15 protein-coding genes are annotated in these 21341 nt (G+C 73.2%); 5 read left to right on the forward strand and 10 right to left on the reverse strand.

Annotated elements, in window-relative coordinates; all coding sequences use genetic code 11:
* The first annotated feature begins 6 nt into the window (after positions 1-6).
* From IAG44_RS01860 to IAG44_RS01870, 3 genes are all read left to right on the forward strand, one after another.
* Positions 7-1638, forward strand: coding sequence for a PhpK family radical SAM P-methyltransferase (locus tag IAG44_RS01860; RefSeq protein ID WP_187745379.1), 1632 nt, complete (start codon positions 7-9; stop codon positions 1636-1638).
* Positions 1631-2422 (forward strand): thioesterase II family protein, encoded by a 792-nt coding sequence (locus IAG44_RS01865; protein WP_187745380.1) that lies wholly within the window; start codon positions 1631-1633, stop codon positions 2420-2422. The genes IAG44_RS01860 and IAG44_RS01865 overlap by 8 nt, the downstream gene beginning before the upstream one ends.
* Before the next feature lie 92 nt (positions 2423-2514).
* Positions 2515-5415 carry a non-ribosomal peptide synthetase gene (locus IAG44_RS01870; protein ID WP_187745381.1) on the forward strand — a complete coding sequence of 967 codons (2901 nt, stop codon included), beginning with the start codon at positions 2515-2517 and terminating at the stop codon, positions 5413-5415.
* Between the two features lie 4 nt (positions 5416-5419).
* Here the strand turns inward: IAG44_RS01870 and IAG44_RS01875 are convergent, their stop codons facing one another.
* From IAG44_RS01875 to IAG44_RS01920, 10 genes are all read right to left on the reverse strand, one after another.
* On the reverse strand, positions 5420-6214 hold the full coding sequence (locus IAG44_RS01875; protein WP_187745382.1) for a thioesterase family protein: 795 nt from the start codon (positions 6212-6214) through the stop codon (positions 5420-5422).
* 32 nt (positions 6215-6246) lie between these two features.
* The gene (locus IAG44_RS01880) at positions 6247-7734 is read right to left on the reverse strand and encodes a M81 family metallopeptidase (protein ID WP_187745383.1); all 1488 of its coding nucleotides are present in this window, start codon (positions 7732-7734) and stop codon (positions 6247-6249) included.
* Positions 7731-8408 (reverse strand): RraA family protein, encoded by a 678-nt coding sequence (locus IAG44_RS01885; protein ID WP_187745384.1) that lies wholly within the window; start codon positions 8406-8408, stop codon positions 7731-7733. The genes IAG44_RS01880 and IAG44_RS01885 overlap by 4 nt, the downstream gene beginning before the upstream one ends.
* A complete protein-coding gene (menC, locus tag IAG44_RS01890) occupies positions 8405-9544 on the reverse strand; it encodes an o-succinylbenzoate synthase (RefSeq protein WP_187745385.1) in 1140 nt (379 codons plus the stop codon). The genes IAG44_RS01885 and menC overlap by 4 nt, the downstream gene beginning before the upstream one ends.
* A gap of 41 nt (positions 9545-9585) precedes the next feature.
* The gene (locus IAG44_RS01895) at positions 9586-11007 is read right to left on the reverse strand and encodes a hypothetical protein (protein WP_187745386.1); all 1422 of its coding nucleotides are present in this window, start codon (positions 11005-11007) and stop codon (positions 9586-9588) included.
* Positions 10991-11938: an aminotransferase class IV gene (locus IAG44_RS01900; protein WP_187745387.1), complete on the reverse strand. Its 948-nt coding sequence runs from the start codon at positions 11936-11938 to the stop codon at positions 10991-10993. Before IAG44_RS01900 ends, IAG44_RS01895 begins: the two co-directional genes overlap by 17 nt.
* 103 nt (positions 11939-12041) lie before the next feature.
* On the reverse strand, positions 12042-12821 hold the full coding sequence (locus tag IAG44_RS01905; protein ID WP_187745388.1) for an iron-containing redox enzyme family protein: 780 nt from the start codon (positions 12819-12821) through the stop codon (positions 12042-12044).
* 56 nt (positions 12822-12877) lie between these two features.
* Positions 12878-13843 carry a beta/alpha barrel domain-containing protein gene (locus tag IAG44_RS01910; RefSeq protein WP_187745389.1) on the reverse strand — a complete coding sequence of 322 codons (966 nt, stop codon included), beginning with the start codon at positions 13841-13843 and terminating at the stop codon, positions 12878-12880.
* 258 nt (positions 13844-14101) lie between these two features.
* Positions 14102-14686: a DM13 domain-containing protein gene (locus IAG44_RS01915; RefSeq protein WP_187745390.1), complete on the reverse strand. Its 585-nt coding sequence runs from the start codon at positions 14684-14686 to the stop codon at positions 14102-14104.
* Positions 14687-14775: 89 nt separating this feature from the next.
* Positions 14776-17556 carry a helix-turn-helix transcriptional regulator gene (locus tag IAG44_RS01920; RefSeq protein WP_187745391.1) on the reverse strand — a complete coding sequence of 927 codons (2781 nt, stop codon included), beginning with the start codon at positions 17554-17556 and terminating at the stop codon, positions 14776-14778.
* 162 nt (positions 17557-17718) lie between these two features.
* On the opposite strand from IAG44_RS01920, the gene IAG44_RS01925 reads away from it, so the two are divergent.
* Together IAG44_RS01925 and IAG44_RS01930 are read left to right on the forward strand one after the other, a co-directional pair.
* Positions 17719-20655, forward strand: coding sequence for an AAA family ATPase (locus IAG44_RS01925; RefSeq protein ID WP_246561375.1), 2937 nt, complete (start codon positions 17719-17721; stop codon positions 20653-20655).
* Positions 20656-20810: 155 nt separating this feature from the next.
* Entirely contained in the window at positions 20811-21338 is a 528-nt protein-coding gene (locus IAG44_RS01930) for an RICIN domain-containing protein (RefSeq protein WP_187745392.1), read from the forward strand.
* The last annotated feature ends 3 nt before the right edge of the window (positions 21339-21341 follow it).

Below are 21341 nucleotides of genomic sequence, written 5' to 3' on the forward strand. Positions count from 1 at the left end.
ACCCAGGTGACAGAAGTGGACCGTCCGGACTGCGTTCTGATCGGCTTCAACGAGATCGACTTCGGCGACTTCGCCCGCGCGCAGAAGGCGTTCGAAGCGACCTCCGGCTCGTATCAGGAACTGCTGACCAATTCCGTCCTCCTCGGCGACCGGCGCAGAACGTACATGGACCTCCTCAACGCCGTACGGGAACGCATGACGGGCCGGCCCTCGCACCTGACGGCGTTCGAGATGCCCAGCCTCGGGGTGGCCTACCTCGCCAGCTTCCTGCGCCGGCGGGGCTTCGGCGTCGACATCGTCAACTTCTTCAACACCGGCAAGGAACAGCTGGCCCGGCTGCTCGCCCGGTCGCCGCGGGCCGTGGCGATCACCACCACCTACTACGTCGACGACGAACCGATCCGGCAGATCATCCAGTTCGTGCGGGAACACGACCCGGACGTCCCCGTCATCGTGGGCGGCCCCCGGGTACACAATCTCTGTGCCGGACAGCCGGAGCGTGTCCAGGACGTCCTGCTGCGGGCGATCGGCGCCGACATCTACATCAACTCCGCCCAGGGCGAGGACACCCTCGCCTCGGTGCTGACCGCGCTGCGCGACAAGAACGGCGACCTGAGCCGCACCCCCAACCTGATCCACCGCGACCCGGCGCGGCCGCGCGGTCCCATGCTGCGCACGCTGCCCATGGTCGAGAACAACGACCTGGACCAGAACGCCGTCGACTGGTCGCTGTTCGACTCCAGCTACTACACGCCGACCACCTACATGCGCACCTCGCGCAGTTGCTCCTTCGGCTGCGCCTTCTGCAACTACCCGGCGATGGCCGGGCCGCTGACCCTGAGCGACATCTCCACCATCGAGGCCGAACTGCGTTACCTGTGCGACCACGGCCTGCGCAACATCATCTTCGTGGACGACACGTTCAACGTGCCCCTTCCGCGCTTCAAGAAGATCTGCCGCATGATGATCGAGAACAAGTTCGACCTGCGGTGGGTGTCCTTCTTCCGCTGCTCCAACGCCGACGACGAGGCGTTCGACCTGATGGCGGAGGCCGGGTGCGTCGGGGTCTTCCTCGGCATCGAGTCCGGTGACCAGCGGATCCTGAAGAACATGACGAAGTTCGCCCGTACCGACCGCTACGAGTACGGGATCCGGGAGCTGACCCGGCGCAACATCGTCACCCTGGCCTCCATCGTGCTGGGTTTCCCGGGCGAGAACGAGGAGAGCGTCACCAACACCATCGACTTCCTCAACCGGACCCAGCCCACCTTCTACAACGTCCAGCTCTACTACCACGACGTCCTCGCCCCGATCGAGAAGCAACGGGAGCGGTACGGCATCGAGGGCAGCGGCTACTCCTGGCGGCACGCCACCATGAGCTGGCAGGAAGCGGCCGAGTGGAAGGCCGAGCTGATCCGCCGGGTCCAGGGGCCGGCGCTCATGCCGCTGTACGGGCTGAGCATCTGGTGCATCCCCTATCTGCTGTCCCAGGGGATGACCATGGACGAGATCGTGCGGTTCACCAGGAGCGCGACCCGGCTGGTCGTCAAGGGGCTGGACGCCGACCGGACCGACCCCGAGCAGGAGATCGACGCGATCGTCCGCGAGCTGACCGGCGCGGAAGCGGTTCGTGCGTAGCGGTGGCGTGGCGGGCGGCTGGCTGCGTGTCTGGCGGCCCCGGCCTTCCGCCCGGGTACGGCTGGTGTGCCTGCCGCCGGCCGGCGGTTCCGCCGCGTTCTACCAGCCCTGGGCCGCCCTGCTGCCGCCGTACGTGGAGCTCGTCGCGGTCGAACCGCCGGGCCACGGCACCCGGTACGCGGAGCCCTTCGCCACCTCGTTCGACGAGGTCCGCGACGGGGTGACGCGTGCTGTGGAGCGGCTGCCGGACCGGCCGACGGCGGTGTACGGGCACAGCATGGGTTCGGTGCCCGCCCTGGAGATCGCGCGGGCGCTGACGCGCGGCGGCCCGCCACCGGTCGCGCTGGTGGTGTCGTCCCGGGACGCCCCCTCGGTCGCCGCACCCGAGCAAACGGATCTGACGGCTCTGGAGGACGACGCGTTGCTCGCGGTGCTCGGCGGGCTCGGCGGGATGGACGAGCGGGCGCTCGCGGACCGCCGGCTGATGGACGCCGTCCTGCCCGTCCTGCGCGCCGACGTGGCGTTGCTCGCCGGGTACCGCTACCGCGGCGGCCCGCCGCTGGAGTGTCCGGTGCGCGTCTACGCGGGCGCCTCCGACACCGCGACGACAGCGACCGGGCTGGCGGCCTGGCGGCGGGAGAATCCCCGGGACTTCCGACTGCACCGGCTGCCCGGCGGCCACTTCTTCTTCCGTGGCCGGGAACGGCCCTACCTCGCCCGGCTGGCGGCCGACCTCACCCGCGCCGCCCTCGGCGAGCCGGGCGCGACCGTCACCGGGCCGTAGGCCGGCTCGCCCCGCAACGATCAGCCACTCTCCTCTACCAGCCAGGACCACCAAGGCCCGCCGACGACCACGGCGGGGGAAGGGACGTTCCCATGACAGGCGCCGGCCCCGCACCTCTGTCCCCGCCCCCTGCTCACGGCGGCCCGGCCGACGTGCTGGCCGTCGCCGGCAGCGTGCGCGGACCGGTCGACGCGGCGGCGCTGCGCGAGGCGCTGCGGGCCTGCCGCGTCGGCGCCGACGTGTCCGTCCTCGACCTGCGGCACATTCCCGCCGCCGAGCGCGAAGGCGCGGTGCGGGACGTCCTGGAGGAGGTGGCGGTCGGCCCCTGGCCCGACCGCCCCGAGGGCGGCGCGGGGCCGCGCTTCTGGCTGCTGCTGGTGCCGGACGGCGCGGTGCTGGCCGCCGCCGCGCACCGGGCGGTGCTGGACGAAGGCTCGTTCGGGCTGCTCCTGCGCGAGGTGTGCGCGGCCTACGGGCGCCCCGGCCGGCGACCGGTTCTGCCGGCGCCGTCGCCCGTGGACGCGTCGCCCTCCACGGTGCCGTCCGGCACGCTGCCCACGGACTGGCCCCGCCCGTCGGCGCTCACCGGGATCGCCGGCACCGTGGCGTTCGGTATCCCGGCCGGCGCCGCGTCCGCCCTGCGTGACCTGGTCAAGGAGGCCGGCACCGACGAGAGCACCGCGCTGCTGGCCGGGCTGCACGCGCTCCTGTCCCGCCTCGGGGCCGGCGCCGCCACCACGGTGGCCTGTGCCACCGGGCCCGGCCCGGCCCGGCTGAGCCGTGCGGACACCGGAGCGGATCCGACGTTCCGTGCCCTGCTGCGGGAGGTGGCCGACACGGAGCCCGACGGGCCGGCCGGGGCCGCCGCGGTGGCCCTGACCGTCCGCGAACGGCCGCTGCTGCCGGCCGCGCTGGGCACCCTCCCGCTGGTCCCCGTGCAGCTGCCCCGGACCGGCTCGCCCCACGAGCTGCGGCTGGTGCTGGAGCCCCGGCCCGGCGGCGGTTTCGACGGAACGCTGGAGTACGCCCCGGAGCTGTTCGAACCGGTCACCGCTGAGCGGACGGCGGCCCGCTACGCGCTGCTGCTCACCGCCGCCGCCGAGGACCCAGCGATCCCGCTGTCGCGGCTGCCGCTGCTCACCGCGGAGGAACGGCACCTGGTGCTGGAGGAGTGGAACCGCACGGGGCCGGTCGCGCCTCCCGAGGGCTGCCTGCACGAACTGATCGCCCGGCAGGCCCGCACCGCGCCGCACGCCCCCGCCGCGCTCTGCGCCGGCACCACCTTGACCTACGGTGAGCTGGATCGCCGTGCCGAACGCCTCGCCAGAACGCTGGCCGGCCACGGAGCGGGACCCGGACGGGTCGTCGCGATCTGCGCACGCCGCTCGGTGAACGTCGTCGTCGGCATCCTCGCCGTCCTGAAGGCGGGCGCCGCGTGGGTGCCGCTGGACCCGGCGTACCCGGCGGAGCGGCTGGCGTTCATGCTCTCCGACAGCGCGGCGCCGGTGGTGCTGGCCGACTCGGCCTCCGCGCCGCTGCTGGGTGGCGGGCCCGCGACGGTGCTGCCGCTGGACGCCGAGCAGGGTGCCGGGGACGCTCCCGTCGAGCCCTTCGCGTCCGGGGTGACTGCGGACGCGCTGTGCTACGTCATCTACACCTCGGGCTCCACTGGCGTGCCCAAGGGCGCCGCCAACACCCACCGCGGCGTGCTGAACACCATGCGGTCGCTGGTGAGCCGGCTCCGGCTGGGCTCGGCCACCCGGCTGCTCCAGGCGTCGTCGCCCACCTTCGACATGTCGGCGTTCGACGTGCTGTCCACCCTGATCTCCGGCGGCTGCCTGGTGATACCCGAGCAGGACGAGGCGACCGACCCGGCGCGGCTGCTCGACCTCGCGCACCGCGCCGGCCTCACCGTCTGGAGCTCCACCCCGGCGTTGTTCAGGGGCGCGCTGGACGAGGCGTACGCCACCGGGCGCGGACTGCCGCCCGGATTGCGCACCGTCGCGCTGGGCGGCGACCGGTTCCCGCCGGAGGTGCCCGCGCTGCTGGCCGACCTCGCGCCCGGCTGCCGGGCCTTCAACTTCGCCGGGATGACCGAGGTGTCCTTCACCACCACCGCCCATCCGGTGACCGAGGAGGACACGCTGCGTGCCGCGGTGCCGTGGGGCAGGCCGCTGCCCGGTCAGCGGACGTACGTGCTCGACGAGCGGGGGGAGCCGGTACCGCCGGGCGTGCCCGGAGAGCTGTACATCGGCGGCGCCGGCGTCGGCGCGGGCTACTGGAACCGGCCCGAGCTGACCGCGCGGCGGTTCGTGCCCGACCCGTTCACGGCCGACCCGGAGGCCCGGATGTACCGCACCGGGGACCGGGTGCGGCATCTCCCGGACGGTTCGGTCGAGTTCCTGGGCCGCTTGGACCACCAGGTGAAGGTGCGCGGTTTCCGGATCGAGACGGGCGAGGTCGAGGCGGCGCTCACCCGGCACCCCCGGGTGCGGGAGGCGATGGTCGAGGCCCGCGCGGACGAGACGGCGCGGGGCGAGCGGCGGCTGGTGGCCCACCTCGCCGTGACCGGGCCTGACGCCCTGTCCGTCGAAGAGCTCCGTGCCTTCCTCGGCGAACGGCTGCCGGACCACATGATCCCGTCCGTCTTCCTGGCCCATGACCGGATCCCGCTCACCCCGGGCGGCAAGACCGACCGGGCCGCCCTCGGCGCCGTCGCCGTCCCCGAGGGCAGGCCCCGCCTGGACACGCCGTACGTCGCGCCGCGTGACGAGGTGGAGCGGGCCATCGCCGCCGAGTGGGAGCTGGTGCTCGGCATCGGCGGGATCGGCGCGCACGACCAGTTCGCCGCGCTCGGCGGCCACTCCCTGCTGGCGACCGCGGCCGTGGCCGCCCTGTCCGACACCTTCGGGGTGCCGCTGTCCGCCAGGGACCTGTTCGAGGCGACCACCCCGGCCCTGCTGGCCGCCCGCGTGCGCTCGCTGCGCGGCTGACCTCTCAGCGGTGGTGCACCAGCAGGGTCTGGGCGGAGCGGGCGACCGGGCCCGCCGCGTCGAACAGGGTCGACGTGGTGAGTCCGGGCTCGCCCGGGCCCACGCTGGTTTGGGCGTCCAGGCACAGCCATTCCCCGTCGGGCGGGCGGAGCAGGTGCACGGTGAGTTCGGGCGGGACGAACCCCCAGGCCCGGATGTCCAGTTCGGCGCTGATCCCGTTGGCCGAGTCGACGGCCAGCACGGTCCGCTGGACCGGTGACATCGGCTCACCGTCCAGCAGGGGCATCCGGGGCCGCAGCCAGACGGCGGCCGGTCCGGGCCGGCCGTAGCCGCCGTGTGCGAAGCGCCATTCGACGGAGTCGAGGAAGCCGCATGCCCAGCCGTCCGGGATCACCGCCGGGGCGTGCTCCAGGCCGGGCGGCCCGGCCGGCGGGCGGCGTCGCGCACCGGTGGCGGGAGTGTCGTCCGGTGCGGGCCGCACGGCCCACGCGGCGGCGGAGACCAGGGGACGGCCGGCCTCCAGGAGTTCGCCGCGCACCAGCCGCACCCGACGGCCGGGGCGCTCCACCCAGGCGCGGGCCGTCAGTGGCCGCAGGGGGACGGGCCCCAGGATGTCGTACGTGATCCGGCCCAGTGCCAGCGCCCCGTCACCGCCGTCGTCAGCCGCGCACCGCTCGATCTCCCGGGCCAGCAGCGCGCCGGGAGGTCCGAAATGCTGGTAGCCCGGATCCCAGGGCCCCTGGGTGTGCTTGGTCGGCAGGAACCGGCTTTCGCCGATGTCCTCGAAGTACGCGTCCATGTACGCCATCCTCGCCGTTCGGCGGCGCCGCGTCAGTGGGGCGCGGGCCTCTCCGACATCGGCCACAGGAGCCGGGTGGGGCCTGGCCTGGGGATGTGCTCGATGGTCCTGGCCGTGGGGCCCGGAGCGTCCGCCACGAGCATCCGGTCGGTCACGGCGGCGAATCCGGCCCGGAAGTGGCTGACGGACTTCACGGCCGCGATCCGGTAGCGCTCCGGCACACAGCCGTGCAGCAGCAGGATCTCCGGGTCCAGGACCTGCCGGCGCTGCGAGGCGACGATCACGTCGCACGTCCCGACGGTGATCCGGGCGCAGGTGCCGAAGTCGGCTCGTTTGCCGCGCCGCATCGCGGTCTGGACGATCAGCCCGTCGGTGATGGCCCGCACCGTCGCCTCGGCCTCCACCGGCGGGCCGCTCGCCCAGCTGTGCCGCCCTCCCAGCCGGACCGGGAGGGTGGCGCCGACCCCGGCGGCCACCGCCGCCGCCACCGTCTCCGGGTCCCACAGGGTGGCGAAGCAGGTGGGCTCCGGCACGTCCAGCAGGGCCCGCAGGAGGTAGGTGCTGTCGCCGGTCCCGCCGCATCCCGGGTTGTCGCTGCCGTCGCCGATGACGACGGTGCCGGGGCCGCCGGCCAGTGCCTGGCGGATCGCCCGCTCGGGCGGGAGCGGCACGGTGCGGAACCGTTCGCGGGCCGTCATCAGCCGGTCGGCGACCTCGTCGGCGCACTTCTGGGCGAGCGCCGGATCGCCGTCCGTGACGGTGACCACGCTCGCGGCGGCCTGCTCGGTGTCGGCGTACGGGAAGCCGTGGAAGAGAGTGCAGGCCAGCACCCCGGGCCGCCGTTCGATCTCCCGGACCAGATCGCGCAGTTCGGCGGCGGGTGATCCGGCGACGGTCGGTGAGGGCGGCAGCAGCATCGGCAGCCTGCGCTGTCCGAGCACCGGCGTGACGGCTCCCCTGGCGGCCGCGAACGCCAGCTCTCCGGCGAGCCGCGAGCGGTCGGCGGCGTCGGTGTGCGGGTATTCGTGGAACCCCGTCACCACGTCCGCGAGGTCGAGGAGTTCCGCCGGCACGTTGGCGTGCAGGTCCATGGTGACGGCCAGCACGGCGCGCGGCAGCAGGGCGCGTACGGCGCGCAGGACGGCCACGTCCATCGACCGGTCCGGGACGACGACCCCGGCGCCGTGCAGGTCGAGCAGCACCACGTCGCAGTCCCCGGCTTCGCGCAGCCGTGACAGCAGTCGCTCCTCCAGTTCCCGGTAGGTGTCCGCGCCGACCGCCGGGCCGGGTTCGGCGCGGGCGTGGGCCGCCGGGTGGACCCGCGCTCCGGCCGAGGCGCACGCGTCCAGGTAGCCGCCGGTGACCGTGGCGGTGCCGGTGAACTCGGCGAGCAGGTCAGGGCCGTGGTGGCAGGAGAAGGCGGCCAGGCCGGCGGTGCCGAGGTGGTCGACCATGAAGGTGCTGGACTCGTGGACCAGTCCCCCGACCGCCGCCCGCGGTGCCGGGCCCCGGCCGCTCACCGCGGCACCAGCCCGAGCGCGTCGTAGCGGTGCCGTCTGCGGGCCTCGGCGAGGGGCATCCCGGCCGCGATGTCGGCCCGGATCGCGTCCTCGGCCCGCGTCACCAGTCGCGCCTTCTCCGCCACGGGGCCCGCCAGCGCGGCCGGGACGACCAGAGTGCCGGCGTCGTCGCCGACCAGCACGTCGCCCGGTGCGATCCGGACGCCGCGCAGGACGACCGGCTCCTGGGTCGCGGCGAGCCGCACCCGGTGCTTGCCGGACTTCATGTAGGTGCCCAGGCTCCACAGCGGATAGCCGCTCGCCCTGATCGCTCCCACGTCCCGGCACACCCCGTCGATGACCGTCCCGGCGATCTCCCGTCGCAGGGCCGCGGCGGTGAGGAGGTCGCCCCAGACGGTGCAGCCGGTGCGTCCGTCGTTCGCGACGACGACCACCGCGCCCGGCGGTACCGCGTCCAGGAACTCCCCGGCGGGTCCGGGCGTGCCCGGTTCGACGGGCACGTACCGCAGGGTGAAGGCGGGTCCCGCCACGGTGCCGGCGCCGGACATCCGCAGCAGTCCCGGCAGGCCGGTGTCACCCCGGCCCAGCAGGTCGAGTGCGTCGCTGACGGCGCTGGTGCCCTGCTCGCGGAGGACGTCGACGTCCGCCGGTGCCGCCTCTGTCGCCCTGGTCACCGGCCTGCTCCCGTCCCCGGCCCCTTGCCGGTCAGCTCCGTGTGGCGTTCCACCGTCAGCGTCCCGGTCGGCTCCGCCGCCGTGCCGGGGCCGGTCCCGGGGAGGACGAAGCCCGGCGTGTGGAAGACGACGGGCGGTTCGACGCCGTCGTCGAGGTAGTAGGTGCTGCTGGGGCCGACGTCGCTGGCCTCGGTCATGTTCGGCAGCGTCGCCACGGCGATGTTGGTCCAGCGGGCGATGCCCTGGTCCCACTTGGCGCCGACGAAGGCCGGGATTCCCGCCGACGCGCAGAAGTCGTGGACGCGCAGCGCTTCGCCGATGCCGCCGACCCTGCCGACCTTGATGTTCACCATCCGGCACGCGCCGAGTTCGGCCGCCTCCCGTACCTCGCGCAGCGAGTGGACCTGTTCGTCCAGGCAGATCGGGGTGGCCATGCGTTTTTGCAACTCTGCGGTGGTCCGCAGCAGTTGGCGCGGGAAGGGTTGTTCCAGGGCGTGCATGCCGAGTCCGTCCAGCCGTGTCAGGTGCTCCAGGTGCGTCTCGTCGTACGCCGCGTTCGCGTCCGCGACGACCTGGAGGCCGGGGAAGGCCGCGACGACCTCGCGGACCGGGACCAGGTCCCAGCCGGGCTTGATCTTGAGCCGGACCCGCCGGTAGCCGGCCCGTACCGACGGTGCGATGCTCGCGAGCAGTTCCTCGACGGTCGGTTCGATGCCGACCGTCGCGCCGGCCGGGACCGGCCGCACGGTGCCGCCCAGTTCCTCGCACAGCGGACGGCCCCGCAGCCGGGCCTGCAGGTCCCACAGCGCGGTCTCCAGCGCGGCCTTGGCCTCCTCGTGGCCGTTGACCTCCCGCCACAGCCGCATACAGGCCACGGGGTCGCTGCGGCCCGCCTCCAGAAGCATCGGGCCGAGGAACCGCTCGATGACGTACCAGGCCGTCTCGATCGTCTCGTAGTTGTAGAACGGCGTCTCCATGGCGCTGCATTCGGCCCGTCCGGTGCCCGCGGTGCCGTCGGACTCGCCGTCCACCTCGACCTGCAGCTTGGTCCAGGTGTGGTAGCGCTGCCACCGGTTCTCGAAGGGGTGCGCCAGCCGGGCCGTCACCAGCCGGAGCGTGATTCTCTCGATGGTCATGGTCAGCGGCTCCGCCGCCGTGGTCCGCGTAGCCGGGTCGTTCATCGCAGCCCTTCCCCGCCTGTGCTGTCCGTGGTCACGTGGACCGAGAGTTTCTGACCGCCCTGGAAGATGTTGACCCGCGGCTGGAGGCTCGCCTTCGAGCCGTGGAAGGCGACGGTGCCGCGGATGACGTACGTGTCGAAGCTGACGGGCATCGCCACCACCCGCGGGTCCGTGTCCGTGCGCACCACCGGGTACGCGGCCGGCGGTACGTACCGCTGTGCGACGCCCCCCTCCTTCACCGCTCTGCCGACCGCTTCGGCCCACGCCTCCCGGCTGACCGCGCGGCCGATGGTCACCCCGTCGCCGCGGATGTCGTAGGGCTCCTTGAGCACGTACTCGTGCTGCCGCGCCATCAGCTGTTCCGGTAGCCCGCCGGCGGGCTCGGCCCTCCTGCTCCAGGGGAGGAGGAGGGCCGCGAGCCGACGTTCGTCCTCCTCGAAGAGGGTGGCGAAGGCCGGCTCCTGCACCAGGGCCAGGGTCAGCTTGCTCTCGGCGACGTAGCGGGCGAGGAAGGAGTTGACGTGCCGCAGGTCCGTCTCCCGCAGGATCCGCGCCCAGCGGGCGACGAGTCCGGGGTCGTCCTGCACGAGCCGCTGCCAGCCGACGGTGTTGACCTTGTTCCAGCAGGCATCCAGCGTCCGCCGCCCCACCCGGGCCCGGCCGCCGGCCGGGGTGACCTCGCGGGGATCGGCGACGAAGGCGTCGATGCCCTGCGCCTGGAAGGCCCCGGCCATCAGCACGCTCTCCCGGTTCGCCGCCCCGTCCGGTTGCAGGACGGCCAGTACGGGGGTGCGGCCCTCGCGGCGAGCGGCCGTGAGCGCCGGCCGGACCGCGTCGAGCAACGCGTCGTCGCGCGGGGCGGCCCGCAGGGCGTGCGGGGGAACCGTGATCCCGGCCGTGTCCAGCACGGACCGCACGACGGCGTGGATCCGGGGGGTGAAGAGCGTTCCGGCGGGAGCGTCCGCGTTGTTCTCCAGGATCCGCAGCCGTCCGCTGTCCTGTTCGAGGTAGCCGTCGAGGCGGCAGACACCGATCTCCGTGCGCTCGGGGCCGTCGCCGTGTGCCTCGGCGGCGATCAGGAGGTCGGCCGCGGGCGGCAGGCCGTACCAGCGCCGCACGCCGGCGTCGTCCAGGTAGAGCCGGGCGACCTTGCTCAACAGGCGTACGTACGGCTCCAGTTGTCGGGCGACACAGGTGGCCGCCTCGGCATGGACGAAGAGCGGCAGCGGGGAGAGCGGGTACGCGCGGTTGCGGAACGCCGGCATCCGGTCCTGGGCCTGCCGGACCGCGTCGGCCAGCAGGCCGTCCTCCGCCGCGTCGACCAGCCGGGCGCCGACGTCCAGCGCGGTACGCCAGTCGACCAGGCCGGGGCCGGGGTCCTCCTCCTGTCGTGCCGGCGATTCAGCGGGGGCTGCCATCGGCCACCTCCCGGTGCTCGTGCGGCAGGTGCGGGGCCCGGGCCTGTTCGCGTACCTGGAGGAAGTACTCGGCGACGAGTTCCCGGGTGACCGGGCCCGGCCGGTGCCCGGACGGTGAGAACCAACGGCGGTCGAAGGAGCGTACGGGCGCGAACTCCAGCCCGGTGCCGCACAGGAACGCCTCGTCCGCCCGGTAGGCGTCCCGCCTCGAGAGCGCGGTTTCCCGGACCGGTATGTCCTTGGCCGCCGCGGTGCGCAGTACCCAGGCGCGGGTGATGCCGGGCAGCACGTCCTCCGACAGGGCGGGGGTGCTCAGCACGCCGTCCTCGACGAGGAACAGCGCGGCGGTGGGCGCCTCGGACAGCCGTCCGTGCCGGTTGGTCAGCACGCAGCCGTCGAATCCGGCCTCACGTGCCTCCTGCCAGGCCAGTCGGGGGCCCGCGTAGTTGGCGATGTTCTTGGCCGTCGGCGGGTGCACCTCGTCCGGTCCCCGCTGCCGGTCGCTGATGGACAGGTCCATGCCCTGGTTGTCCGCCAGCCACCGCTTGCGGTCCATCGGGGTGGCCGTCACGCTCAGTTCGGGCAGGGCCGGGTCGCCGAGCTGGCCCGCGTTGAGCGGAGTGGCCGCTATCCGTACGTACGCGTCCCGGGTGATGCGGTTGCGGTCGATCAGCTCGTCGACCACTCCGGGCAGCCGGTGCAGGCCGGGGTCGGGGAAACGCATGAGGCGCAGCGACGCCGCCATGCGTGCCAGGTGTTCCTGGAGCAGGAACGGCCGGGTGGGACCGTCGGGCCCGCTCGGGGCGTACAGCCGCACGCCCTCGAACACGGACAGCCCGTAGCGCATGGCCAGACTGCCGATCGGCACTGTGGCCTCGTCCCTGGTGACCCACCGGTCACGGAAGAACACGTGCGGGTAGACGGCTACCACCTCCGTTGGTCTCTTTGCCGAGAAGTCCGCGGGCGTCTGCGTGAGCCGGCCGTGGTGCGGGGCGCCGCTGTCGTGACCGCGGCGCCCCGCACCGGACGGGCCGTCAGTTGCCGGGGCCCTGTTCGCCGGAGTGGACGAAGACCGGTTCGCTGGGGTCATAGGCCCGGCTCAGGATCGCGTCGAAGTGCCGGTGCCGCAGTTCGATGGCCTGGCGCAGGCTCTCCCTGGCGTCTTCCTGGCGCTGGGGGGTGTCGCAGTACCGGATCAGCAGTTCGCGCAGCGGCTCGGTGTGCTCGTCCTCCAGCTCGCTCACGCCGTCCTGGTCGGAGTCGCTGGAGGCGTGGTGGACGAAGAACTCGTAGCCCCATCGCGGCAGTTTGTAGACGTCCCGCATCACGGCCATCATGCTGTGGCCCGCGGTGTTGGTGATCGGCGGCTGGCCCTCCATCAGGAGCAGCACGGACGCGGCGCCGACGGTGAAGTGGACGTTGGTGTTGTTGCACGCGTTCTTGTTGTGCTCGATGACCGCGAGCGTCTCCGGGAAAGGCTCCGCCTCGGGGAGCGACGCCGGGTCGACGCCGACGGCGCGCCCGAAGTCCTCGAAGGTGTCGACATGCCGCTTGGAGCCGGTCAGGGCGCCGGTCTCCTCCTCGTAGGCGTTCTCGATGAAGGAGCGGCGCAGCTCCAGGTCGTCGGCGCGCATGCCGACTCCCATGAGGTTGCGGGTCCACCAGCTCTTGATCGGCCAGCGCTGGATGACGAAGGTCTGCAGGAGGCGCTTCGTGGCCTTGCCCTCGAGGATCGTCTGGTAGAGCGGGCTGGTCATCTTCTTCCGCTCGGCGATGATGCCTTCGAGCTCGTCGACGAATGCGCGGTTGGACATGGTCTGCTCCTCGGAAGGGGTGAGCGTGCGGAGGGAGGTCCGTGAAGGGAGGGGTGTCAGCAGGGAGTGCGGGTGCCGTCGAGCATCGAGAAGAGCGTGCTGCCCTCGCCGGCGCTTCTGATCTCGGCCAGGTTCTCGAGGTTGAGGTCGAGGATTCCGCTGACGATCGACTCGCACCGGGACAGGATCTGGTCACCCTTCCACGGGGTCAGGAGACTGACCGCGGCATCGACGAGCGGGGTGACCGAGACATCGCAGAGCCGACGGAAATACAGATGCGCGGCGATGAGTTCGAGTGCCAGATTTCCGCCCCCTTTGCCCATTCCGCAGAGAGAGGCGTCGATGTACTCGAAGTCGTTGTCCATGGCCGCCAGAGCGTTGGCGAAACCCAGACTGAGACCGTCGTGCGCATGGAATCCCAGCGTCATCGATACGGAGTTCCGCACCTGCCGGGCGATACGGGCGATTCCGTCGGGGAACATACTGCCGTTGGAGTCGGCGAGGTAGAACATGTCCGCCGAAATTCTCTGAGCGGCCTCCGCGGCGCCGAGAATCTCCTTCTCGGTGAGTTCGCTGACGCGTGTCAGGTTGACCGCGAAGCGCATTCCCGCGCCCCGTACCGCCTCCGCGTAGGGCGCCAGTTCCTGGATCTTGTGAGGGGGTCCCGGCATCCGCACCAGCCGTACGCCGGAGCGGGCCAGGCCCGCCAGGTCGGACGGCCCGGTGTCTCTGGCGTGTGCCATCACCACCAGCCCGGTGCCGGTGCCGGCGTCGACTCCGAGGGAAGCCTCGGCCTGGAGCGCTTCGAGATAGCGGGGTGGGCAGGAGGCGGAGGGTGCCGTGTCGTCCTCGGCTCCGTGCCTCGCCGGACGCAGGTATCCCACTTCTGTGAACGGAACGCCTGCCGCTGCGCAGGCTCGGACCACCTGTTGCGCCTGGCCGGCGGTCCATGAATGTTTGTTGACGTATCCACCGTCGCGAAGTGTCACGTCGAGTAAGGCGATCTTGTGGTCAGATTTCACAGGTCTTCCCGAGTCTGAGGTGCAGGGTCTTTGACGCTTCCTCGCGGGTCTCGGGTTTTCATCTGACTGCCCGCTGATCGGGAGCTTAGGGAATGGCCCAGACTTGGACAATATTGCACCTTGATTTGGCCTGATTGCTTCCCGTCGCACCCAGGTGCGACTGAACCGGATCAGACCTGCTTGTCGGCCACCACATGATGGTCATCCACTGCCCCCGGTTGGCTCAAAAGCACCCGAGCCACTTCGGACAGGGCCGATTCAAAGCCCTGATGCGACGAGCGCGGCGGCACCGAAGGACACGTCGAATCGATCGCACCAGATGCTGACGCTGCTGTAGCGGGACAGGTCGGCGTCGGCGGGCACGGTGTAGTTCTGGCTTCCCTTGTTGCCCTTGAGCTTGCCGAGGCTGATGTGCGCGCCGTCGTCGAAGACGTGCCAGCCGGCGCGTCCCTCCTTCACCGGCGCGTCGGTGAGCCAGACCCGTAGGTCCGGTCCGTTGCTCGTGTCGAGGTTCTCCAGCCGGACGACGTGGGAGCCGTCGTCCAGTCGGACGAGCTTCACCGTGCCGGAGGTCGCGTGCTCATGGCTGATCAGCTCGCCGCCGGCCAGCGTCCGAGGGCCGGCCGGGGACGAGGGCGCCACAGAGGGCGTCGTCCCGGCGGCCTGTTCCTTCTCGGCGGGCCCGGGTGTCACCTGGGCCGCGGGCAGGGCCTCGTCCACGGTCCGGTCCTGCCACAGCTTCCACGGCTGGAACCAGTACAGCCCGAACCCGGCCGCGGCGACCGCCACCAGTACCAGTCCGATCCCCCACGGCCTGCCCAGCACCTTCCGTACGCGCGCCATGCCCGCCTCTTCTTCTCGCCGTCCGTGTTCCGTCACTCATCCAACGGGCCGGGCGGCCGTCCGCGCACCCGAACGAGATGACGAAACCCTTACGTCCGGGCCGCCGCTTCAAGACCCTCCGTGAGGGTTCCGTTCAGCCAGAGGGCGGCGAGTTCGGTCCGGGAACGGGAGGCGGTGCGCTGGAAGAGGTGGGCGAGGCGCTGCTCGACGGTCTTGGGGCTACAGGCGAGTTCCGCGGCGATCTGCCGGTTGCTCGCACCGTCGCTGACCATGCGGATCAACCGGATGTCAGGTTCGGTCAGCTCGCGGCGGGCGGGGCGGAATCTCGGGACGGGGATGCCGCGCCGGTGCGCGGCCCGCTGCACGGCGAGCCGGAAGGGTCGTCCGAGGCCGAGCGTGTGGACGCGCTGCACGGCCTCGGCCAGCCAGGGCCGGGGGGTGTCGGCGGTGTGGGTGAGGCAGAGGCTGCTGAGGACGCTCAGGTGCGCGTCGCCGCGCCGCTGGATCGCGTGGTGGGCGGCGAGCGCGCTGTCCGCGTCGTGGTGGGTGATGCCGCGTGCGAGGAGCAGTGCCTCCCAGGTCATGGGGGTGGCGGCCTCTTCGTGCAGGGCTTCCAGTTCCTCCAGGGTCTGCCGGCGGATGTGAGTCCGGCCGTCGAGGGCGGCGAGCGCCAGGATGTGCAGCAGCAGCCGTTCGACGCCGGCGAGCAGGCCGTTCTTGCGTGCCTGCCGGGCGTCGCGCCAGGCCCCGTCCAGCGCCTCGTCCTCGTGGCCGGACCAGTACCGGACGGCGAGGCGCGCACGCGCCGCCAGGGGGTGGGGGTGGCTGTCGGGCACCGGGTCGAGCCAGGCGCGGGCGTGTGCGACGTCCCCGCGCATGCAGTGGATCTCGGCGGCCAGCGCCCGCGCCGTGTGCGGGGCGCCCGCTGTCGCCCGGGTGCGGCTGTGCACCTCGATGCGGCGGGCCGTGGTGAGCGCGGCTTCCCAGTCGCCCGCCAGGTAGTCGCGCACCATGTCCCGGTACCGGGCGGCGATGCTGTCCGGCGCCGTGACGTACCGGTGGCCGAGGACGGCGGCGAGCGCGCCGGCGAGGTCCCCGTAGGCGGCGGCGTCGCGCAGCCGGTCGCAGGCGCGCTCGTCGAGGGCGTCGGGGGGCAGGTTCTCGCGTGCGCGCAGGAGTTCGGCGCGGCTGCCGACCGCGGCGGTCAGCAGGCGCAGTTCGGCGGGTGAGGGCAGCGGCGTGCCGGGGCTGTGCCGGGGGGCGTGGAGCAGGGGCGCGGGCGGCAGCGGGCCGATGCCGTAGGGGCCGCCGAGCGCCGCGAGGGCGGTGACGGCGGGACGCCGTTCCAGCGCCGGGCGCCGGCGGGGGTCGGTGTCGTCGTCCCACAGCGAGCGGTGTTCGTGCAGGGCCGCCCACACCCAGGCGCCGGCGGCCGTGTCCGTCTCGGCCGGCCGCTCCGTGTCGAGGAGGGCGAGCAGGGGGTCGCCGAGGGCCAGGAGTCCGGCGTGGTCGCCGTGGCGCAGGCTCAGGGTGGTCGCCTCGTGGAGGACGTCGGGGGTGCGCCGGTCGTGCGGGGTGAGCCGGCCGAGCGCGGCGGCGTAGGCGCGGGCCGCGCGGGGCCAGTTGGTCCTGGCGTCCTCGCGGGCGGCGGCCAGCAGCAGCGGCACGGCGAGGGTGTCGTCCACGCGCGGGCCGGAGGCCGCGACGCGGTCGGCCAGCCTCGGGTAGCCGCGGCCGGTGGCCTCGGGGCCGAGCCGCCGCGCCAGCCGGGTGACGTACCGGGCGGAGTTGCCCTGGACGTCGCGCCGGACGGGCAGGGCCCGCAGGGTCGCCGCGAGCGCCGGGACGGCGAACGACAGCCGGCCCTGCGGGTCGACGGTCAGGATCCGGTCGGTGATCAGCCGGTCCAGCGCGTGCTCAAGGGCGCGGGCGCCGGCCGACGGCGCCATCCTGAACGCGTCGTCGACGTGGACGTCGGCGTGGTCCAGGACGCGGGCGGTGACGATCGCCGTCTCGACGAGGCCGGAGTACGGGGGATCGTGCGGGCGGCCGAACCCCAGCGGGAAGGCGTCGTCGGTGGCGAGGCGCAGGTGGGTGTCCGCCCGCGTGAGGTGCAGCCGCCCGTCGACGTCCAGCAGGTCGTCCCCGTCCAGCGTGGCGAGGACGGCGAGCACGGCGCGCGGGTTGCCCGCCAGGGTGCCCAGGGCCCGCTGCACGGCGTCCGCCACCCCGGGGTCGGCCGGGCGGCCGAAGCGCCGGGTGAGGTGGACGTCGACGAGGGCGGCGACGTCGGCCCGGCGCAGCGGGGGCAGGGTGAGGACGGTGTCGGCGGCGGCCGTCAGCCGGGTATCCACCGCGGGCTGGGGGCGGCCGGCCATCACGACGGGCACGCCGCGCGGGCGGAAGACGCGCAGCAGCAGCCCCAGCGCGTCGGCGGCGGGCGCCGGCATGCGGTGGACGCCGTCGACGACGAGGGCGAGGGGGAGCTGGCGGGCGGCAAGGGACAGCGCCTCGGAGAACGCGGCCAGTCCGGCCGTCCCGCTCGACCGGGCCGCCGTCCGCAGCCGTGCCCACTCGGCGGCCGGCAGGGTCGCCAGGCAGTGGTCGGGGTCGATCAGGGACAGGCCGTGTCCGGTGGTGACGACGGTCGCGTGGGGGTCGTCGTCCTCGCCGTGCGGGGCGAGTCGCACGATCGCGGCGCCGGAGCGGGCCGCCGCGTGGTGGGCCCGGTCCAGGACGGTCGTCTTACCCATGCCCGCGCCGGCGGTGAGGAGCAGGACGCGGGCCGTGTCGCCGGTGGCGCCGAGGGCGTCCGCCACGGTCCGGATGTCGTCGTCTCTGCCGATGACCGCTTCACGCAGTTCCCGCACGGTGCCACCTCGTTCGTTTTCTCAACCCCTGTGAAAAGACGGTGTCTTGGTGTTTTCAGTTCCTTCACCCGGCCGGGGACCAGCGGGTTTCCCGCCGTCAGTTCGTAGGGTCGGCGTACGGACGGAGGTGGGCGTAGGGCGCCCGCCGGGACAGCTCGGAGGGTGACTGTGGAGCCGGGAATCAACGAACGGGTCCGCTGGGGCAGGCCCGCCCGCCTGGACCGCACCGGCGGCGGCCTGCTCGGGCGGGAGCGTGAGGCTCGGCGGATCGACGGTCTGCTGGGCGGCGACGGCGGCCCGTGTCTCGTCCTCGTGCACGGTGAACGCGGTGTGGGCCGCAGCGCGTTCCTGCGCGCGGCCGGTGAGCGGCTGCGCGCTCGGGGGACGGCCGTGCACGCCGTGGACTGTGTCCCCGGGGACGCCGGGCAGCCGTTGCTGCTGGCGTTGCGGCTGGTCCTGGCGCTGGAGGGTCCGCACGCCTCGGGACGGACCGCCCGCGCGCTGTCGGCCGTCGACCGCCGTGACCCGGCGGCGATGGAGGCGCTGCTGCACGACGCGCTCGCCCGTCGCGCGCCGGTGGCGGTCCTGGTGGACGACGCGGAGCACGCCGATGCCGATTCGCTGGCCGTGCTCGGGCGGATCGAGGCTCCCGGGGTCCGGCTGGTGGTCTCGGCGGTGCGCGGCAATGCGCCGGAACCCGCCCCCGAGGACGCGCGTGAGGTGGTCCTGCTCCCGCTGGGCCCGCCCGACACCGCCGCGCTGATAGCGCGGTGGCTGCGGGCCGCCCCGGACATCGACCTGGCCCGGCGGGTGGGCGAGTCGACCCGGGGTGTCCCGGGAGCGGTCGAGGCCCTGCTCGCCGGCTGGACGGACCGGGGCGACATCCGGATCGCGGACGGTCACGCCTTCCTCTCCGCGCGGGCGACGCTGCCGGTGCTGCCGGACGACGACCGGTTCGTGACGGCCCTGGACCGGCTGGGCGAGCACGCGCGCGCGGTGGCCGCAGCCCTGAGCGTCCTGGCCCCGCTCGGCGAACCAGCCCTGGAGCTGACGGCGGCATGGACCGGCCTGTCGCCCGAGGCCGTCGGCGACGGGGTGCGCCGCCTGGTCGAGGCGGGCGTCGTCGAGGAGGCGGGCTGGGCCTTCACACTTGCGCTGACCGCGCACACCGTCCGGGAGCGGCTGAGCCCGGTACAGCGCAGCCGGTTGTCCGCCATGGCGGTCGGCGTCCTGTGGGCGGAGACGGACGCGGCGACGCCGGGCGTCGCTGAGGAGGCGGGCGTCGCTGAGGAGGCGGGCTCCCCCGAGAAGGCGGGCTCCCCCGAGAAGGCCGGCGACCCTGAGAAGGCGGGCTCCCCCGAGAAGGCGGGCGCCCCCGAAGAGACGGGCGCCCCTGAGAAGGCGAGCGTCCCTAAGAAGGCCAGCTCCCCCGAGAAGGCAGGCGTCCCCGAGGAGGCCAGCGTCCTGGCCTACCGGGCGGACCGGATCGCGGACGCGGGGAACCTCGTCGACCGGGCGCGTGCGGTGGCCGAGTTGACGGCCGTCGCCGAGCGGGTGCGGCCGGGCACCGACGACCGTGCGGTGCTGCGGTGGCTGCGGGCCACCGTCGTCCTCACCGAGGGGCCTGCCCGGGACTCCGCCCTGCGGCGCATCGCGGGCGCCGCCTATCTGGCGGGCGACTACCGCGCCGGGCGGGACATCGCGGAGTCGATGCTGCGCAACCCCGGGGGGACGTTGACCGCGCTGGAGTTGCAGCACGCCGCCTGCCTGCTGGTGTCGGTGACGGCCGGCGAGCGGGACCTACGTGCGCTGTCCGCGATGGCGACGGCACGCTGGTGGGACGAGCTGCCCGTGCCCGTGCTGGCCAAGGTGAGCGGTCAGACCCTGGCCCTCGGCCATCTGACGAGGTGGCAGGAGGTGCGGGAGCTGCTGGCGCGGACGGAGGCGGTGTGGGACACCGGTCCGCAGGCCCGCGCGACGCCGAGGTGCAGCCGGGCCACGGCCGACCTGATGCTGGGCCGCCCGGAGTCCTTCCGACGCGAACTCGCCCTGCCGGACGCGCCGGAGCTGGCCCCCGACACCCTGTACGCGCTCGTCGTGGCGCTGTTCGACCTGCTGGCCGCCGACGGCGACCTGCGCGCGGGCCGGGCGCTGCTGGACGCGCGCGGGCTGAGCGCCGAGGTGCTGCCCCCGCTCAGCCGGTTCCTCCACCACCACCTCACCGGCCGCTGGGACCAGGCGCTGGAGGGGGCCCGCCGCCTGTTGGCGAACGGGGACGTCCTCACCCCGGCGACGGACGGCCTCCTGCTGCCCGCGCGGACCGCGGGCATCCTCCTCGCCCGGGGCCGTGTCACCACCGCCCGCCACGTCCTGGAGAGCATGCGGGGCCCGGTGTCGTGCTCGCTGCACGCCGCCGAGGCGGAAGTGGCCATGACGCTCGGCGACCTGACGGGCGCCGAGGAGACGCTGCGCCGGGGGCTGGAGGCGGCACAGGCGCACGCCCTCGTCTTCGGCACGGACGAGCTGTGGGCGCTGCTCGCCGAGGTGACGGCCGAGTCGGGGCGCACCGCCGAGGCGAGAGTCTGTCTGGAGCGCCTGGAGCGGATCTCCGCCCGGTCGGGCAGCGGACGCGCACGGCTGCGGTACCTGCTGGCCTCGGCCCGTGTCCTGCGGGACGACGATCCCGACGCCGCCCGCGCCGGACTGGTCGAGGCCGTGGAGCTGGCCCGCTCCCGCGCCCTGCCGTTCGAGACGGCGACCACCTTGGTGACGGCCGCCGCCGCGGGCGCGTGCCCGGTCACGGTGCTGCACGAGGCGTACGACCTGTTCGGTGACACCGGCGCCGGCCTGTGGCGCCACCACACGAGAACGGCGCTGCGCGCGGCCGGGCTCACCGTCCCCGGCCGGGCTCGGGCGACCGCCGAGAACGACCGTCTGCTGGCGACCCTGCTGGCCGAACAGCTCACCAACCGGCAGATCGCCGCCGTCCTGCGGATCAGCGAGGCCGCCGCCGCCAACCGGCTGACCCGGCTGTTCACCCGCACCGGAACGCGTTCCCGCACCCAGCTCGTCGCCGCCGTCCTCACCGGCTCCGTCTGACCCGGCGGGTTCGCGGCAGGTTTCCCTGTACTTAGCCGCCGACGGGCCGAGGGCGCCGGAAGGGCCTCTTTCCGCTGGCACCATCGTGATCCGTAAAGAATGAGATGCCGCCGACGCGGAATTCGCTCGGCGCACAGGAAGGAAAAGGACCAGAGATGGTGGACACGAAGGAAAAGAAGACGTCGTTCCTCGGGCGTTTCGCCCGCCGCGGTTCGACGGTCGCCCTCGCCGCCGGTATGTCCGTCGGGGCCCTTTTCATGAGCTCGACTCCCGCCTCCGCCTATGTCGGGGAGAATTTCCTGCGCAACTGGGAGACCGGTCGGTGTCTGGACGCCGACAACGAGGGGAGCATCTACACGCTGCCCTGCCAGCAGGGGAACGCCTACCAGACCTGGCAGCCGATCTTCGTCCAGCACACCAGCTATGACGTCGTCCAGTTGAAGAACAAGGCGACCGGGAAGTGCCTGCACGTCAACGGCGGCGGCGCACTGACGACCTACTGGTGCGACGAGTCCGGTGTCCCCAGCTCCAACCAGCGTTTCGCCGCCAAGGGGTCGAGCTGGAACCAGATCGAGCTCGTGAACGACCTGTTCCGCTCCTGCGTGGACAGCAATTACGCCGGTGCCGCTTATGCGAACGGCTGCAACGGCGGTGGCTACCAGAAGTGGAAGCTCGGCTACTGATCG

This window comes from Streptomyces roseirectus, from assembly GCF_014489635.1.
In the GTDB taxonomy this organism is placed as follows: Bacteria; Actinomycetota; Actinomycetes; order Streptomycetales; family Streptomycetaceae; genus Streptomyces; species Streptomyces roseirectus.

Bases quoted from the DNA above. Each gene is read 5' to 3' on its own strand.
- IAG44_RS01870 (WP_187745381.1), top strand. From the start codon at position 2,515: ATGACAGGCGCCGGCCCCGCACCTCTGTCCCCGCCCCCTGCTCACGGC.
- IAG44_RS01875 (WP_187745382.1), bottom strand. From the start codon at position 6,214: ATGGACGCGTACTTCGAGGACATCGGCGAAAGCCGGTTCCTGCCGACC.
- menC (WP_187745385.1), bottom strand. From the start codon at position 9,544: ATGACCATCGAGAGAATCACGCTCCGGCTGGTGACGGCCCGGCTGGCG.
- IAG44_RS01895 (WP_187745386.1), bottom strand. From the start codon at position 11,007: ATGGCAGCCCCCGCTGAATCGCCGGCACGACAGGAGGAGGACCCCGGC.
- IAG44_RS01905 (WP_187745388.1), bottom strand. From the start codon at position 12,821: ATGTCCAACCGCGCATTCGTCGACGAGCTCGAAGGCATCATCGCCGAG.
- IAG44_RS01915 (WP_187745390.1), bottom strand. From the start codon at position 14,686: ATGGCGCGCGTACGGAAGGTGCTGGGCAGGCCGTGGGGGATCGGACTG.
- IAG44_RS01930 (WP_187745392.1), top strand. From the start codon at position 20,811: ATGGTGGACACGAAGGAAAAGAAGACGTCGTTCCTCGGGCGTTTCGCC.